Origin of the sequence: Streptomyces spinoverrucosus (assembly GCF_015712165.1) — a bacterium.
Lineage (GTDB): Bacteria > Actinomycetota > Actinomycetes > Streptomycetales > Streptomycetaceae > Streptomyces > Streptomyces spinoverrucosus_A.
This window is the reverse complement of sequence record NZ_JADPZX010000001.1, coordinates 1,357,618-1,373,647: the sequence shown is the minus strand read 5'-3', so window position 1 is coordinate 1,373,647 and position 16,030 is coordinate 1,357,618. Positions and strand designations below refer to the sequence as shown.

The following is a 16,030-nucleotide window of genomic DNA, read 5'->3' as shown; positions in this document are numbered from 1 at the left end:
TAACTGGTGTTGCTTGGTTTTACCAAGTTCGAGCTTGGAAAGTCCAACGACATGTCTAGACTGCGTCGCATGTCACCTCGTCGAAGCTACGACCAGTACTGCTCCGCCGCCCGCGCGCTCGATGTCGTCGGCGACCGCTGGACCCTGCTGATCGTCCGCGAACTCCTCGCCGGCGCGCGCCGCTACACGGACCTGCACGCGGATCTGCCGGGCGTCAGCACGGACGTACTCGCGTCACGGCTGAAGGACATGGAGCGCGACGGGCTGACGACCAGGCGCCGACTGCCGCCGCCCGGCGCGGCGTACGTCTACGAACTCACCCCGCGCGGACGGGAGTTGCTGCCGGTGCTGCAGGCGCTGGGCGTGTGGGGTCAGGCCGAGCTGGGGGAGCGGCGGCCGACGGACGCGGTCCGCGCGCACTGGTTCGCGCTGCCCCTGCTGCGGGCTCTGGAGGGGGAGGGGCTCGTCGAAGTGCGGCTGGAGGAGGGCGACTTCCACCTGTACGTCGGTGCCGAGGAGGGCCCCGTGTACGGCGACGGGCCCGCGCCGGGCGAGCCCGACGCCCTGCTGGTCCTCGACACCGCCACATGTACGGCGGTCGGCCGGGGCGAGGTGAGCGTGATCGACGCGGTACGGGACGGACGTATCACGGTGACCGGTGACGGCACACTGGCCAAGGTCCTGCGGGAGGCGTGAGGACCAACAAACGTGAGGACCGACAAAGCAGAAGGCCCGCACCGTACTGGGCGGGCCTTCTGATTCTTGGTCAGGCTCCGGTCGGGCGCCCCGACCCCCGGGTCAGCGCATACCCCCCGACCCCGGCCAGCGCGGCCAGCGCGCCGCCCACCGCCGTCCACACCCACCGGTCGGACCACCAGCCGGAGGCCCAGCCGTCCTCGGGCTCGATGCTCGACAGCACCGCCGAACCCTCTTCGTCCTCGGCCGACTTGACGGCTGCCCCCGGCACCAGCGGCTCGGCCAGTGCCCCGTCCACCGCCGCCGCGCCGCCGATCTCCTTGACGTCCACCCGCACCTCGGCGCTCACCGGCAGCCCCAGGTCGGACGTCGGCAAGCCCACCGCCGTGAGGCGCACGTAGTACGTGCCCGGCAGCGGGTCACCCGCCCACGGCTCCGACCAGGCACGGACCGTGCGCAGCGTGCAGGCCAGTTCCAGTGAGCCCGCGTCCTGCACGGCGGTCCGCGTCTGGGAACCGTACTGGCAGGCCTGGCGGCGCCGCAGACCGTCGTACACGTCGAGCTGCCAGGTCTCGGCGGCGTGCGAGTCCGGGAGCTTCACCGTCGCCTTGACGGTGGGCCGCTGGCCGGCGTCGGCGGGGAACGACCAGTACAGGTAGTCACCGGCGGAGCCGTCCGCCGTGGCGGTCTGCCCCGGCTCGAACTCGGCCGCCGTACGGAACGACGTGCCCGCCTCGGTCGGCGCCGAGCTGTCACCGGCTGGGGACGGCGTGGAGTCGGCCACGGCCGGTGAAACGGCCCATCCCAGCGCCAGCAGAGCCGCGCCCAAAGCCTTCACGATTCGCATCAGTTGGTCCTCCAGACCGCGACCCGCCAGCGCGACAGCCAGCCCCACAGCAGACCGGCGACGAAACCGGTCAGGACGAGAGCGCCGAGCAGCCACCAGCCGCGCCCGAGGCCGAAGGCGGCCACATCGCTCGCCGGCGAGGGCCCGTCGACGACGTCGATCGTCAGCTCCAGCGGCAGCCCGGGCGTGGTCTGCACGCCGGAGGCAGCCGAGAAGGAGTGGGTGACCTGCAGACACACGCTCTCGGCCGCCGGCTTGTCGGCGTCCACGTCGTCGCGCTCGGCCTTCGGGTAGCGCAGCCCGGTGGAGATCACATCCGTACGGCCGTTCCCGGCCGCCTCACCCCGCACGATCTCGCGGTCCTTGACCGTGACCGCCCGCAGCAGCACCCCGTACGCCGGGTTCACGTCCCGGTCCGCCGCCACGCTCACGGAGGCGCGCAGTTCCTGGCCGGGCAGCACGTCCACCCGGTACCAGCGCTGCTGCCCGAACCCCTCGCGGTCCGTGTAGAGGCCCGACTTCAGTGTCGGTGCCTGAGCACACCGCTCCGCGCCCTCGACGGCCACCGGCGTCACCACCGGATCGGCCGCCCGGTCCACCAACTGGTTCACGCGGTCGGTGAGTTCGTCCGTGTGCTCCACCGACGTGTATGTGCCGCCCGTCGCCTCAGCGATACAGCTGAGCTGCTGCCGCATCCTGGTGTTGGGCACCAGGCCGAGCGTGTCGATGGTGAGACCGATGCCCTTGGCGGCGATCTCGCGGGCCACCTCGCACGGGTCGAGCGGGGCGCAGGTGTCCTCGCCGTCGCTGATCAGCACGATCCGCTTGGAGCCGGTGCCGCCGTCGAGGTCGTCGGCGGCCTTCAGCAGCGCCGGGCCGATCGGGGTCCAGCCGGTCGGCGCCAGGGTGGCCACCGCCGCCTTGGCCTCGGTGCGGTCCAGCGGGCCGACCGGGTAGAGCTGCGCGGTGTCCTTGCAGCCCGTCTTCTGGTCGTCGCCGGGGTAGTTGGCGCCGAGGGTGCGGATGCCGAGCTGTACGTCCTCGGGCGTGGCGTCCAGCACCTCGTTGAAGGCCTGCTTCGCCGCCGCCATCCGCGACTGGCCGTCGATGTCCCGCGCCCGCATCGAACCGCTGACGTCCAGTACGAGGTCGACCTTGGGCGCGGCGGCCGTGGTCTCGTCGGCGAGCGCCGTCGACGGGACGGCGATGCCGGCCGCCAGCGCGGCGAACAGGGCGCATGCCCCTGCCGCCAGCCGTTGTCTTGTGATCATCGGTGGATCTTATGGATCAGGCGTGTCGGGCTCCAAAACGCCGGTTCGCCTGCCCCGAAACGGCAGGTCACCGAAGCGGATTGGGCAGCTCCGCCCACAGATCCCCGACCCTGCCCGGCGACAGCCGCATCAGCGTCAGCGCCTTCGTGGGCAGGGGTTCGTCGCACAGCGCGGCGAGGTCGGGCGTGCGCGGCAGCTCTCGTACGGCCGTCTCCAGCGCCGCCCGCAGGGCCGGCCGCGACCCGGCCGTCCCGGCCAGCGCGCCCGCCACCAGCGACCCGAACAGCTTGCGCCGCAGCGTCGTCACATCGTCGGTGACGATCCGGGCGGGCAGCTCCGGCACCGGGATGCCGTGCCGGGCCAGCCGGGCCGGGCTGACCCGGATGTCGGCCAGGTCGCGGTAGACCAGCCGCACCGGGGCGCCCGTCGGGGACAGCACTACGAGGAGGTTCTGGCCGTGCGCCTCCAGCGCCACCCCCAGCTCCAGCAGCCGCAGCCCGACACCGAGCGCGAGCCGGGCGAACTCGCCCAACCACAGTGGCGAGTCGGGGAGTTCCGTGGTCGCCAGCGCGGCCACCGGCAGCACCCGCTCACCCGGGCCCGCGTACTCCTGCGGCGACTGACGCAGTACGGCCGCCAGGTCCGGCGATCCGTCCGTGACCGCGCCCAGCGTGCGCGTGACGTGCAACAGGCCGTCCGTGCGTGCCGCCGGCTCCTGCGCGAACGCCGACAGGACCATGGACGCGGCGACCGACGGCACCGACATGTCCCGCACGGACGAGGTCAAGCGCGCGCTGAGCGCGGTCTTGACGTGTACTGAGTCTTCGAGGGCGAGGGTGCGCAGGGACATCAGCGGGTGCCCGGTGAGCCGTTCCTCGCACGGCCGCTTCAGCACATGCGCCGCCTGCCACGGATGCACCGGGATCAGCACCCGCCGCCCGTCCCGCATCCGATCCGGCCACGCACCCGTCACCAGGCACGTCTCCGCCGGGACCGGCACCAGCCCGAGCCCCACCAGCGGGCGGTGCTCGGGCGCCTGGGCGAGCTGCTCGGCGACCGAGAAACCGGGCCGCGACCGGCAGTTGGGGTGGTACGGATGCCCGTCCACCACCCGCTGCTCCCACTCCCAGTCGCTCGCGGGCCACTCTTCCTGGCGAGGTGGCTGTCCGGCCCTTGACAGGGCCAGTGAGGCGACACTGTGGTCGAGTTCGGCGGCGAGGTCCGCGCCGTGCGGTACGGCGAGGTCCGCCATCAGCCGTGCCGGACGGTCGTACGGCACGCCCTCCAGCTGTACGGCGGTGACGTAGGCGGCGGTCGCGTACGGGTCCGGCGCGGGCCCGTGCAGCCGACGACCGTCACGCAGGCGCACGGTGACGCCGTCCCCGCTGGGGACGCGGCTCTCCACCCAGGGGAGCGGCTCATGAGTGAGCGCACGCCACAGGCGCGTCAGTACGGCCGCCCGGGCGGCGGGCAGTTCGGCCGCGTACCGCGCGGCGAGGCCCGGGCGGACGACGGACAGTTCGTCGGCGACCTCGGCCTCGGCGGTGGGGGACGGTGCACGGTCGGGCTCCTCAGGGCGAGTCGGGGCGGAACGGCGCGACCTGGGCGGTCACGGGGGCGGGTGACGACCGCGATACTGATCGTCTCCGCAGATATGAACCGTAGGGAACGAGTGGAACGCGTGGACCTCATCCCCCCACCCGCCGGCGCCGACGCCGCAGCACCCGACGACGTCGCCGATCTGGCCGACGCCTACGCGGCCGCGCCGCTGCTCAACTGTCTGCTGCGCGAGGTGGCACGCCCGCTGCCCGGCCGCGAGGGGGTCTACCGGCTGCCCGGCGGCGACCGGCTGCTGCGGGTGCGCGGCGGCCGGCGGCCCATCGCACCCGAGGTGTACACACCGCACGGCTGGCACCGCCTCGACCACACCGACCTCGTCAAGCTCGTCACCGAGGAACTGCGCCGCCACACAGGCCTGTCCAACCACGAACTGCCCGCCGAGATGCTCGACAGCCGGGACGCCGTCGCCGCGCTCCTCGCCGCACGCGCGCGTGCCACCCCGCCCGACGACCCCTATCTGCGCTCCGAGCAGTCCCTGGTCACCGGCCACCCCCACCACCCCGCCCCCAAGGCGCGCGGCGGCGGCCCGGTCGCCGGCTGGCTGCCCTACGCCCCCGAGGCGCACGCCCGCTTCCCCCTCGTCCTCCTCGGGCTGCGCGAGGACACCGTCGTCGAGGAGGGCGACATCGCCGCGCTCGACACCCTCGGCACACCCCCGCCCGGCTACCGGCTGCTGCCCGCCCACCCCTGGCAGCTCGACCTGACCGCCCGCGACCTCGCCCCGGCCTTCGCCGACGGCCGCCTGATCCGGCTGGACACCACCACCGCCCCCGTCTGGCCGACGGCCGCCATCCGCACGGTGTACGCCCCGGAGCGCGACCTGTTCCTGAAGTTCAGCCTCGACGTGCGCATCACCAACGACGTACGCCGGCTGTGGCGGCACGACCTGCTGAAGCTGCGCCGCACCGACGCCGCCGTGAGCAGGGCCTTCGCGGGCGGTACGGCGGCCTGGATGGCCGACCGGGGCTACCGCACCGCCGACTTCGCCTTCGAGGAACTCGCCGTCCTGGTCCGCGACGGGGTGCGCGGCCACGTCCTGCCCGGCGCGACCCCGTTCCTGGCCGCAGGGCTGGTGGAGGGCTTCGAGGGCAGCCCACTGGACGGTTTGACGGACCCGGCGTGCTGGTGGGAGACGTATCTGAGCCGGGTGGTGCCCCCGGTCCTGACGGCCTTCGCCGACCACGGCGTCGTACTCGAAGCGCATCTGCAGAACTCGCTGGTCGCCTGTGACGCCGACGGGGCACCGATGCAGGCGCTGTTCCGGGACGCCGAGGGCGTGAAGCTGCTGCCGGACGTGTCGCGGGCCGCCGGGTGGGAGCGGCTGGTGTACTGCCTGGTCGTCAACCACCTCGTCGAACTGGCCGGAGCACTCGCCGAACGCCACCCCGGGCTGGACCCCTGGCCGGCCGTCCGCCGCGAACTGGCCCGGCACGATCTGCCCGAGATCCCCGCCCTCCTCACCGCGCCCACGCTCCCCGCCAAGACGAACCTGCTGCTGCGCTGGACGGGCGCGGACGGGGCCGCCGCCCGCTACCGGCCGCTGCCGAATCCGCTGGCCGGCGGAGCTTGAGCACTACAGCATGAGCTGGTCGATGGTGATCGGCAGGGAGCGGATGCGCCGTCCCGTGGCGTGGTGGACGGCGTTCGCGATGGCCGCCGCCACACCCACCAGCCCGATCTCCCCGACTCCCTTCGTACCGACGGGGGTTGCCCGGTCCGGGCCGCCGACGAAGATCACCTCCATGTCGGGGACATCCGCGTTGACCGGCACGAGGTAGTCCCCGAAGGTGGCGTTGGCGATGCGTCCGGTCCCGGCGTCGGTGGCCGTCTCCTCGAACATCGCCTGGCCGATGCCGCCCACCGTGCCGCCGACGATCTGACTGGCGGCGGTCTTCTCGTTGAGGATGCGCCCGCCGTCGACCGCCGACACCACGCGGGCCACCCGGAGCAGCCCCAGGTCGGGATCGACGCGGACCTCGACGAACTTGGCCGCGAAGGCGCCGGCGGTGGCCATCCCCGCCCCGTCGGGGGCGGGAGGTGTGCTGCGGCCGTCGGCGCTCAGTTCCTCCAGGCCATGGCGGGTCAGGATGTCGGTGTACGACTCGCCCTGGTCGGGGGCCCCGGTGCGGTGGATCCGCCCTTCGGCGACGGAGACGTCGTCGAGCGTCGCTCCCCGCAGCGGTGAGTCCGGGTCGTCCTTCACCACGTCGAGGAACTCCCGCACGAGGCGGCGGCAAGCGGCGTGCACGGCGTTGGCCAGGGCGCCGGTGAGACCGGAACCTCCCGCCTGCGGGGAGTAGGGCATGTCCGAGTCGCCGAGGTCGAAGTGGACGCGGGAGATATCCAGGCCCAGCAGTTCGGCCGACAGCTGCGTGATGATCGTGTAGGTGCCCGTGCCGATGTCGGTGGCCGCGCTGCGCACGTCGGCCGACCCGTCGCGGTGAAGGGACGCACGGGCCTGGCACGGCACCTGGTAGTGCGGATAGGACACCCCGGCCAGTCCGTAACCGATCAGCCGGCGCCCGTCGCGCATCGACCCCGGCCGAGGATCGCGGCGTGACCAGCCGAACCGCTCGGCGCCCCGCAGATAGCATTCCCGCAGTGCCTTGCTGGACCAGGGCAGGCCGAGCAGCGGATGCTTCTCCGCGTAGTTGCGCAGGCGCAGTTCGAGGGGATCGATGCCGAGTTCGTGGGCGAGTTCGTCGATCGCGGACTCCAGCGCGAAGTTGCCCTGTCCCTCGGCCGGCGCCCGCATGGAGCCGGGGCACGGGATGTTCAGCCGCACCTGCCGGTCCCGCGTCCTGACGTTCGGGCAGGCGTAGGAGACGGACGAGCCGGCCGACACGGGCTCGTAGTCGTCGTCCTCCATCGCCACGGGGGAGACGCCCTCGTGCTCGACGGCGGTCAGCTCTCCGGTCCGGGTCGCCCCGATCCTGATCTGCTGGACGCTGTAGGGCCGATGACCGACATCGGTGAACATCTCGGGCCGGGTGAGTACGAGCTTGACCGGCTTTCCCACCTCGCGTGCGGCGAGCACGGTGAGGATCACATGGGGCCACACCCGCAGCCCGGCACCGAAGCCCCCGCCGACGTAGGGGGCGAGGACCCGGACGTTGCTCTCGGGGACATGGAAGACCGCGGCGAGCGTGGTGCGGACGTTGTGGGGCCACTGGGTGGAGTCGTGGACGGTGAGCGAGTCGCCGTTCCAGGCGGCGACCGTGGACATCAGGCCGAGCGGGTTGTTGGTGTTGTCCGCGGTGGTGTAGGTGCCGCCGACGACCACGTCCGCCGCGGCGAACCCGGCGTCGATGTCGCCCCGGTCGGAGTCCAGCCCCCAGGGGTCGGTGGCCACCGCCGCCCGCGGGTCGTGGAGGTCCAGCAGCGGCTCGGCGGGCTCGTAGTCGACGCGCACCAGCGCGGCGGCGTGGCGTGCCTGCTCCGGGGTGGTGGCCACCACGACGGCGAGGTGCTGCCCGTAGTGGAGGATCCGGTCGCCCTGGAGCGGGGCCGGCGGGGACGGACCCAGCAGCGTCATCGGCCCGCGCTCCAGCCGAGGCGCGGTCAGGTGGGTGATGACGGCCAGTACGCCGGGCGCGGTTGCCGCCGCGGTGGTGTCGATGCCCCGGACGCGCCCTGCGGCGATGGTGCTGTGCACCAGGCAGGCGTGCACCATGCCGGGGAGGCTGAAGTCGTTGGGGTAGGGAGCCCTGCCGGTGGTCTTCATGGGCGCGTCCACGCGCTCCAGGCCGCGACCGACGGCCCTGGCGGCTTCGAGCGTGGTCATGGCTCGGCTCCTGACACGGTTTCGAGGGTGCGGATCAGCGTGCGCTGGGCCAGTTCGATCTTGAAGGCGGTGCCGGGCAGCGGACGGGCTCCCGCGAGGGCGGCCCGGGCGGCGGCCAGAAAAGTCTCCGCGTTCGCGGGCGCGTCACGCAGTACGTCCTCGGCGTCCCAGGCCCGCCAGGGAACAGTGCCCACTCCGCCGAGCCCCACCCGCGCCTCCCGGATGACACCGTCCTCCTGCGTCAGCGCCACACCGGCCGAGACCAGCGCGAACTCGTACGACGCCCGGTCGCGGACCTTGATGTAGTGCGAACGCGCCTCGCGTGGCAGCAGCGGGATCTCGACCGCGGTGATCAACTCGCCGTGCTGGAGTACGTTCTCGATGTGCGGGGTGTCGCCGGGCGGCAGATAGAACCGCGTCAGCGGTACGGCACGAGGACCGTCCACGCCCTGGATGTGGACGACGGCGTCGAGGGCGGCCAGCGGCACGGCGACGTCCGAGGCGTGCAGCGCGATGCAGTGGTCGCTGGTGCCGAGGACGGCGTGCATCCGGTGGACGCCGGTGATCGCGGCGCATCCGGATCCGGGGCGGCGCTTGTTGCAGGCTGCCACGGTCGGGTCCCGGAAGTAGCGGCACCGGGCGCGTTGCAGCAGATTGCCGCCGATGGTGGCCATGTTGCGCAGCTGCGTCGAGGCTCCCAGGAGAAGCGCTTCCCGTACGAACGGCAGCCGCTCCGTCACCACGGGGTCGGCGGCGAGTTCCTCCATCGTCGTCAGTGCCCCGACGCGCACCGCCGATTCGGTGTGCGTGATGCCGCCGAGCGGAAGCCGGGTGATGTCGACGAGCCGACGCGGATGCAGCACGCCGTCCTTCATCAGGTCCAACTGAGTGGTGCCGCCCGCGAGATAGGACGTGCCGGGATCCTCGCTGACCAGGGCCACGGCCCGGTCGGAATCGGTGGCCCGCAGATATTCGAAGGGATCCATCGTCACGCCTCCGCCACCACGTCGCGAATCGCGGCGCGGATGTTGGGGTAGGCGCCGCAGCGGCAGATGTTGCCGCTCATGAACTCGCGTATGTCCTCGTCGGAGCCCGCGCGCCCCTCGGCGATGAGGGAGACCGCCGACATGATCTGCCCCGGGGTGCAGTAACCGCACTGGAACGCGTCATGCCGTGCGAACGCCGCCTGCATGCGGTGCAGTTCACCGTTCGTCGACAGAGCTTCGACGGTGGTGATCTTTCGCCCTTCGTACTGGGCGGCCGGCGCCAGGCACGCCACCACGCGCTTTCCGTCGACCAGCACCGTGCAGGCTCCGCAGGCTCCCTGGTCGCAGCCCTTCTTCGAGCCGGTCAGTCCGAGGTGGTCGCGTAGCGCGTCGAGCAGAGTGACGCGGCTGTCGAGTCGGAGGTGGTGTTCGGTGTCGTTCACGTCGAGGGTGACGTCCACGTGTGGCACTTCGGGCGGAGCATGGGTGGATGACGGCATTGCCGCGGTGTCTGCGTGGTCCATGGCAGCAACTCGATTCCGGGGCGTGAGGCCGGCTCGCCGACGCAGAGAGCGGCAGCCCCCTGAGCCGACTCGTGGAGTCGATTTTATGGCCCAGGTGTCAGATGTGCGATTTAAGCGGAATGGATGATATTTCACGTTCCCCTCCCGACAGTGACGCACGGAGCCGATGGGGCGATCCTGGGGGTGGGGCGACCGGCGGCCGCGTCCGCCCCGCTGGAGGCAGAGATGAAAGTGAGCCGACTCGGTCTGGTCGTGCACGGTGGACGCGCGGAGGCTCTGGAGGCGGCCCGCGTGGTCCGTTCATGGTGCGCGGAGCACACCGTGCGGGCCACGGACATCGACGTGTGGCAGGACGGCGAGCGGCGCAGCGCCCGTGAGGAGGTCGAGGCCGCGGGCGACCCCGAACTCATCGTCACCCTGGGCGGCGACGGCACCTTCCTGCGCGGTGCCCGGCTGGCCGCGGTGAACGATGCCCTGCTCCTGGGGGTGAACCTGGGGAGAGTGGGCTTTCTGACGGAGGTGCCGGCCGCCGACGTGCGTACGGCGCTGGACGCGGTGCGTGACGACCGGCTCCGCATCGACAGCCGTATGCTGCTCGCCCTGCGGGCCTCCTGCCGCTTGGAGGTGCCGGCGGGCGCGGAGGCGTGGGTGCGGTACGGCCGCGGGCCACTTCTGCCGCCTCCCCAGGTGCGCACCGACTGCGCGGTCGACGCCGAGTGGGGCGTCCCGCTGGACGTCACGGCGCTCAACGACGTCGTCCTGGAGAAACTGGCCCGGGACCGGCAGGTGTCGGTCGGCGTCTACGTGTCCGGGAGGCTTCTGGCCTCCTACTCCGCCGACGCGCTCCTCGTGGCCACCCCGACCGGCTCGACCGCCTACAGCTTCGCCGCGGGCGGACCCGTCGTCTCGCCGCGGGCCGAAGCCCTCGTCTTCACGCCGGTCGCCCCGCACATGGCGTTCAACCGCTCGGTCGTCACGGCCCCCGACGAACCGGTCGGCCTGCGGATCCTCGAACGGTCGGGACCGGCCGCGGTCAGTATCGACGGACAATTGCGGGGCGTGCTGGACCCGGGGGACTGGATCGGCGTGTATGCCGCTCCGCAGCGGTTGCGGGCCGTACGGCTGGGGCCGATGGACTTCTACGGCCGGCTGCGGGAGCGGATGAACCTGACCGACGCCCCGGCCGCGGTCGCCGACGGATCCCCCGCGCCCCTGTGGTCGGTGACGACCCCGCCGCCCGGAGACCTCGCCCATCTGGCACTGCTGGTCCCCAACGGTCCCTCGCCCCTCCTGTGACCGCCGTCGTGAGCGTCACCGGCCGCTCTGTGGGCTGTAGGGCTGGAGGAGCTGGTCGACGGGTGCGTAGTCGTCGGTGAGCACGTGGGCATCGCCGGTCCAGGAGGTGAGGTCGTCGCCGGTGGCGATCTTCCAGCCGGTTTGCCGGGCGTCCAGCGCTTCCTGGGTCGCGTCCAGGTCGACCGTTCGGTCGGAGGCCAGCACCACCACATTGCCGCCCTTGGGGGTGGCGGTCGGGTCGAGGCCGATGTCGGCGCCTTCGCCGAGGAGGGCGACGTGCTCGAAAGTCTCGTGGAGGGTGGCTACTTCGGCACGTGCGAAGGCCATGTCACCGTGATCGATGAGGTTGGCGACGTAAAGGCCGTCCCCGTTGAGCACCCGCCGTATGTCGGTGATCGCTTCCACCGTGGTGAGGTGCCACGGCACGCTGACGCCCCCGAAGGCGTCGCCGACGACGAGGTCACGACTGCCGGCGTCCAGTCGCCGCAGGCCGAGCCTGCCGTCCTCGGCGCGTACGTCGACACCGGCTGCCGGTCTCAGACCGAGTCGGTCTCGGTTGATGCGCACGACCCCGTCATCGATCTCGGAAACGAGACTGCGCGTCCCGGGCCGCGTGGCCGCCAGGTATCGGGGTAGGGTGAGCCCACCGCCGCCCAGGTGGTAGGCGGCAAGAGGTTCACCATCGGGAAAGGCGGCGTCGACCACCGACGCGATGGCGCGCACATACTCGAACTTCAGGAACGTCGGGTCATCGATGTCGACGTAGGAGTGCCGCAAGCCGTCCAGCACGAGTGTGCGGCCGCTGCCCCGGTCGGGGTCTTCGACGACCCGTGCGCAGTGGTACTTGGTCTCCGTGTCGCAGCCACCCGGTGCGACCGTGGTGGCGAGGCCGCCGGCAACGACCACGAGTGTCAGGGCGGGGGTGCCGCTCCACCCGCGGCTTCGCCACTCGACCAGCGCCGAGCCGACCACCAGCAGCGTTCCGAGGCCGATCAGGATGCCGCTGACCGGCAACCTCGACACGAGGACGAAGCCGGTGAGGACGGTGCCGAAGATGGCGCCGACGGTGCCGACGCCGGACAGTCGGCCCACGACCGTTCCGGTCTCGGCGAGACTGGTGAGACGCAGCTTGGTCACGATCGGCGTCACCGCGGAGAGCAGCGCGCCCGGCACGAGGATGGTCAGCGACGCGATCAACAAGAGCGTCGCCGGCGCCCACTCCGCGGTGCTGCGCAGCACGGCGGGGGTGAGCGCCACGACCGCTCCCGACACCCCGAGCGAGGGGCCGATGAGCCGGCGTGGGTTGACCTGGTCGGCGAGGCGCCCGCCCAGCCAGGAGCCGAGGGCGATCGCGGTGAGGGCGATGCCGATCACGACGGTACTGGTCTCGAGAGTGAGGCCGAGGTAGGGGGCCAGCAGCCGCAAAGCGACGATCTCGACCACCAGGACCGCGGCCGAGGACCCGAACACAAGCACGGCGGCCGCACGGGGGCCCAGGCCGTGATCGCGTGGCGTGCCCTCGGCGACAGGCGACGAAGACGATCCGGTCACGGGCGACATCCTTGCATGCTTGGCCTCGGCCACGTGGCGCCGGTGCCTGACCGCACGGGCTGCCCGGCCTGACGGCCGGGCAGCCCTCACCAAGATCTTCATCGACCGTCCAGGGCTCCTCTGGAAGCACCTGTGTTGTCGCCGTGCAGTGTCCGCGACCGCCGCAGTCACCGGCCACTTTGGTGGACACTCAGGTTCTCGAGAAGCGCGATGTCGTGACGGTCGACGTCCCTGAGGGTGTATCCGCTGCGGAAGGCGAGTTGTTTCGATACCGACAGGCACGGAATGACCCGGCCCTGGAGCGTACCGACGGCGAACGCCCCGTGGGGATACAGGAAGAAGTCGCCGTCGAGGTCGGCCTGTCGCCCTACTCCTTCAGCGTCGAAGACGACCGGATGTAGATCCACCCAGCGTTGTCCGGGAGCCGCGAGTTCCACCCGTGTAGGTCGCTGTTCCGTTTCCACTCGGTATCCGAACGCTTCCAACGCGTCGACTGTCGCAGCCTCGCTCGCAGCGTCCAGAGCGAGGTCCACGTCTCGGTGCGCCCGCGTCTGACGCCCCACGAGGACGTCCACTCCCCATCCGCCGGCCACCCAGTGCGGAGCGTCGGCGGACTCCAGGATGTCGAGCAGGTCGAAAAGATCGGCGATGTTCATCGAGCCAACCCAACCAGCAAGTCGAACCGTCTGCAAGATGCCTACGAATCTACACAAAAGGAGAACATGTGCGCGACGTGGCGGCGTGGTCCCAGCGGTGATCGGTTCGGCAGATGCGTAGAGCGGTCTTGAATTTTCTAATTTCCGTCATTAGTTTGCACATCCAGTCGGCTCATCCGACCTAACAAGGTGGATAACTTGCTGTACTTGGACTCAGCCACGGCTGAGCACTGCATCGACTGGTTACAGACCGGGCTCATCCAGGGCGTAACCACCAATTCGACCCTCTTGGCGAAGGCCGACGCCACGTCGGTGTCGTCGGCCGTGAAGCGCATCCTTGCCAGTGGAACCGCCGAAGTGCATGCCCAGGTCCTGTCCGAAGCGGATGCGGATGCCTATCAGCAGGCGATCGCGTTAGCCGGCCTCGATCCACGAGTTCGGGTGAAGATCCCGTTCGTGACCTCGGCAGGACAGTGCCGGGCGGGACTCATCCGTCGGGCGCGTGACGCCGGGGTCAAGGTGAATGTCACCGTCTGTACCTCGCGCGCCGAGCTGTACGCGGCGCTGTTGTTGCAGCCCGAGTATCTGAGCCTTCTCTGGTGCCGCACGCGCGACGCGGGGGAGGACCCTGCCCAGGTGGTTCGTGCGGTGACCGCCCGCCGCGCTTTGACCAGCACCGGCACGCGCCTGGTCATCGGGAGCATCCGCGAGCCCGCCGACGTCACCGCGGCGCTCGACACGCCCTGCGACATCGTGACGGTGCCCCCGGCCGTCCTGGAGAAGTGGATCGACCACCCACGCAGCGTGGAAATGGCCCGTCAGTTCGCCACGGATGCCAAGGGACTCGTCACATGACCGAGGGCCCGGCGCAGGTGCCGTTCGCGGCCCCCCTCATCGGCGAAGAGGAGATATCCGCCGTCACCGAGGTACTGCGCAGCGGATGGATCGGCACGGGCTCCGTCGCGCGGGACACCGAAAACCGCATCACCCGATACCTCGGCGTCGAGCACTCCCTGCTGGTCAACTCCGGTACCGCGGCACTGCATCTCGCATTACTGGCGCTCGGGGTGGGTCCGGGCGACGAGGTCATCGTGCCTACGACGACCTTCACGGCATCCGCTGCCACGGTTGTGCACACTGGCGCCACCCCTGTGCTGGTCGATGTCGAGCCGCACCGGCTCACCATCGACCTGGAACAGGTGCGACGGCACCTCACCGGACGCACACGCGCGGTGATGGCCGTTCACTTTGCCGGCCGCATGGCTGACATGCGGGCACTACGCCACCTCTGCGACGAACACGGCCTCGCCCTGATCGAGGACTCGGCCCACGCTCTGCCCGCCGAACGTGACGGGGTGACGCCCGGCCGACTTGCCGACGCCACGGCGTTCTCGTTCTTCGTCACGAAGCCACTCACCAGCGCTGAAGGCGGCCTTCTGGTCTGCAATCGCGCGGACTTGGCGGCACGAGCCCGGACACTGAGCGCCCACGGCATCGATCGCGACGCGTTCGCACGGCATCACGAGGGACGGTCACCCCACTACGACGTCGTCGCGGCCGGCATGAAATACAACATGCCGGACGTGGCCGCAGCGCTCCTGCGCTGCCAGTTGGATCGCTGCGACGTGCTGCACGAACGGCGGCGTGCGATCGCGGAGCGCTACGCGAAAGGTCTCGCTTCCCTGACCGGCCTGCTGCTGCCGCTCGCCGACACCGCACAGGACAGCTCATCGTGGTACCTCTACGCCGTCCAGTTGCCCGAGGGCGTCGACCGTGACGGCGTGGCGGACCGGCTCCGCCAACGCGGCATCGGAACCAGCGTCCACTTCAGACCGCTGCACCAGTTCAGCTACTACCGTGCCGAACTGCCCTCCGCAGCACAGGCCTTTCCCGTTGCCGACGCCGCCTACCGAAGACTTCTGTCGCTCCCGATCTTTCCGGCGATGACGAACGAGGATGCGGACTCCGTCATGGCGGCCCTGACAGATGAACTTCGGCGCGCTGCCGGTGTGCGATGACCCAGCTGGTCATTCTCTGTGGCGGGCTCGGCACCCGGATGGCCGCGGTCAGCGGGGGCGTGCAGAAGTGCATGGTTCCCGTCGCCGGTCGTCCCTTCCTGAGCCACGTACTGGATCGGTCCGTCCGGCCGCCTGTCGACCGGGTCCTGCTCCTTGCGGGACACGACGCCCACTCCGTACAGGAGCTGGCCCGCGCGTGGCGGCCGCCTCACCAGGGAGAGTCGCCATCCAATCCGCTTCCTGAAGCCGACGGAACCGAAGCACTTCTTCGCGTGGAGGTCCTCGTCGAGGCCACTCCCGCCGGTCCCGTCGGTGCGCTGCGCGAAGCGGTCTTACACCTCGACGAGCAATTCCTCCTCGTCCTCGGCGACGTCCTTCCGCCCGACAGAAGGGACTTATGGCAAGCCCTCAGCGGCATCCTGCATCAACAACAGGCGCAAGCCGTCATGTCCGTTGCCCCCGAGAGCCGCTCGCACGACCCGGGCAACATCAGCGTCGACGGTCCGTGGGTCGCCCGCTACGACAAGAGATCCGCCGCACCGTACATCGACCGCGGGGTCCGGTTCCTTCGCCGGGACGCGCTGGAGTCCCATCCCGGCGACAGCGACAGTCCGTTCTTCGGGGCCCTCGCCGCCCAGCGTCGGCTCGCCCACTGGATCTGTGACGAGCCGATCATCGAGATCGGCACCCCGGATCGCTGGCGGCACGCCTGCGCCACCTTGGCCGACCTTCCCAGCGGGCCGTGCTCCACGCCCTCCCGAGCCGAGAGACAGCGCTGATG

At 70.9% G+C, this 16,030-nt stretch carries 14 protein-coding genes; 6 read left to right on the top strand and 8 right to left on the bottom strand.

Annotated features, from left to right (window positions below):
• The first annotated feature begins 69 nt into the window (after positions 1–69).
• Entirely contained in the window at positions 70–696 is a 627-nt protein-coding gene (locus tag I2W78_RS06260; protein ID WP_196457682.1) for a winged helix-turn-helix transcriptional regulator, read from the top strand.
• 70 nt (positions 697–766) lie between these two features.
• Here the strand turns inward: I2W78_RS06260 and I2W78_RS06255 are convergent, their stop codons facing one another.
• The 3 genes from I2W78_RS06255 to I2W78_RS06245 form a co-directional block, all read right to left on the bottom strand.
• Positions 767–1,543, bottom strand: coding sequence for a hypothetical protein (locus tag I2W78_RS06255; protein WP_196457681.1), 777 nt, complete (start codon positions 1,541–1,543; stop codon positions 767–769).
• Positions 1,543–2,814 (bottom strand): VWA domain-containing protein, encoded by a 1,272-nt coding sequence (locus tag I2W78_RS06250; protein WP_196457680.1) that lies wholly within the window; start codon positions 2,812–2,814, stop codon positions 1,543–1,545. Before I2W78_RS06250 ends, I2W78_RS06255 begins: the two co-directional genes overlap by 1 nt.
• 67 nt (positions 2,815–2,881) lie before the next feature.
• The gene (locus I2W78_RS06245) at positions 2,882–4,219 is read right to left on the bottom strand and encodes an IucA/IucC family protein (RefSeq protein WP_374222641.1); all 1,338 of its coding nucleotides are present in this window, start codon (positions 4,217–4,219) and stop codon (positions 2,882–2,884) included.
• 267 nt (positions 4,220–4,486) lie between these two features.
• On the opposite strand from I2W78_RS06245, the gene I2W78_RS06240 reads away from it, so the two are divergent.
• A complete protein-coding gene (locus I2W78_RS06240; RefSeq protein ID WP_307783939.1) occupies positions 4,487–6,004 on the top strand; it encodes an IucA/IucC family protein in 1,518 nt (505 codons plus the stop codon).
• A 3-nt stretch (positions 6,005–6,007) separates the two neighbouring features.
• On the opposite strand, the gene I2W78_RS06235 is transcribed toward I2W78_RS06240, so the two are convergent.
• Genes I2W78_RS06235 through I2W78_RS06225 form a run of 3 tightly spaced genes read right to left on the bottom strand, consistent with a single transcriptional unit; the run spans position 6,008 to position 9,665 of the window.
• Positions 6,008–8,218, bottom strand: coding sequence for a xanthine dehydrogenase family protein molybdopterin-binding subunit (locus I2W78_RS06235; RefSeq protein WP_196457679.1), 2,211 nt, complete (start codon positions 8,216–8,218; stop codon positions 6,008–6,010).
• Positions 8,215–9,204 (bottom strand): FAD binding domain-containing protein, encoded by a 990-nt coding sequence (locus I2W78_RS06230; RefSeq protein ID WP_196457678.1) that lies wholly within the window; start codon positions 9,202–9,204, stop codon positions 8,215–8,217. The genes I2W78_RS06235 and I2W78_RS06230 overlap by 4 nt, the downstream gene beginning before the upstream one ends.
• A 2-nt stretch (positions 9,205–9,206) precedes the next feature.
• Positions 9,207–9,665: a (2Fe-2S)-binding protein gene (locus I2W78_RS06225; RefSeq protein ID WP_374222640.1), complete on the bottom strand. Its 459-nt coding sequence runs from the start codon at positions 9,663–9,665 to the stop codon at positions 9,207–9,209.
• Between the two features lie 288 nt (positions 9,666–9,953).
• On the opposite strand from I2W78_RS06225, the gene I2W78_RS06220 reads away from it, so the two are divergent.
• The gene (locus I2W78_RS06220) at positions 9,954–11,024 is read left to right on the top strand and encodes an NAD(+)/NADH kinase (protein WP_196457676.1); all 1,071 of its coding nucleotides are present in this window, start codon (positions 9,954–9,956) and stop codon (positions 11,022–11,024) included.
• A 15-nt stretch (positions 11,025–11,039) separates the two neighbouring features.
• Here I2W78_RS06220 and I2W78_RS06215 read toward each other — a convergent pair whose 3' ends face one another.
• Complete coding sequence (locus I2W78_RS06215) at positions 11,040–12,584, bottom strand: fused MFS/spermidine synthase (RefSeq protein ID WP_196457674.1); 1,545 nt, start codon at positions 12,582–12,584, stop codon at positions 11,040–11,042.
• A 158-nt stretch (positions 12,585–12,742) separates the two neighbouring features.
• Positions 12,743–13,231 carry a nucleotidyltransferase domain-containing protein gene (locus tag I2W78_RS06210; RefSeq protein WP_196457672.1) on the bottom strand — a complete coding sequence of 163 codons (489 nt, stop codon included), beginning with the start codon at positions 13,229–13,231 and terminating at the stop codon, positions 12,743–12,745.
• Between the two features lie 198 nt (positions 13,232–13,429).
• On the opposite strand from I2W78_RS06210, the gene I2W78_RS06205 reads away from it, so the two are divergent.
• From I2W78_RS06205 to I2W78_RS06195, 3 genes are read left to right on the top strand one after another with little or no spacing between them, the layout of a single operon-like run.
• Entirely contained in the window at positions 13,430–14,086 is a 657-nt protein-coding gene (locus tag I2W78_RS06205) for a transaldolase family protein (RefSeq protein WP_196457670.1), read from the top strand.
• Entirely contained in the window at positions 14,083–15,249 is a 1,167-nt protein-coding gene (locus tag I2W78_RS06200; RefSeq protein ID WP_196457668.1) for a DegT/DnrJ/EryC1/StrS family aminotransferase, read from the top strand. Before I2W78_RS06205 ends, I2W78_RS06200 begins: the two co-directional genes overlap by 4 nt.
• Positions 15,246–16,028: an NTP transferase domain-containing protein gene (locus I2W78_RS06195; protein WP_196457666.1), complete on the top strand. Its 783-nt coding sequence runs from the start codon at positions 15,246–15,248 to the stop codon at positions 16,026–16,028. Before I2W78_RS06200 ends, I2W78_RS06195 begins: the two co-directional genes overlap by 4 nt.
• The last annotated feature ends 2 nt before the right edge of the window (positions 16,029–16,030 follow it).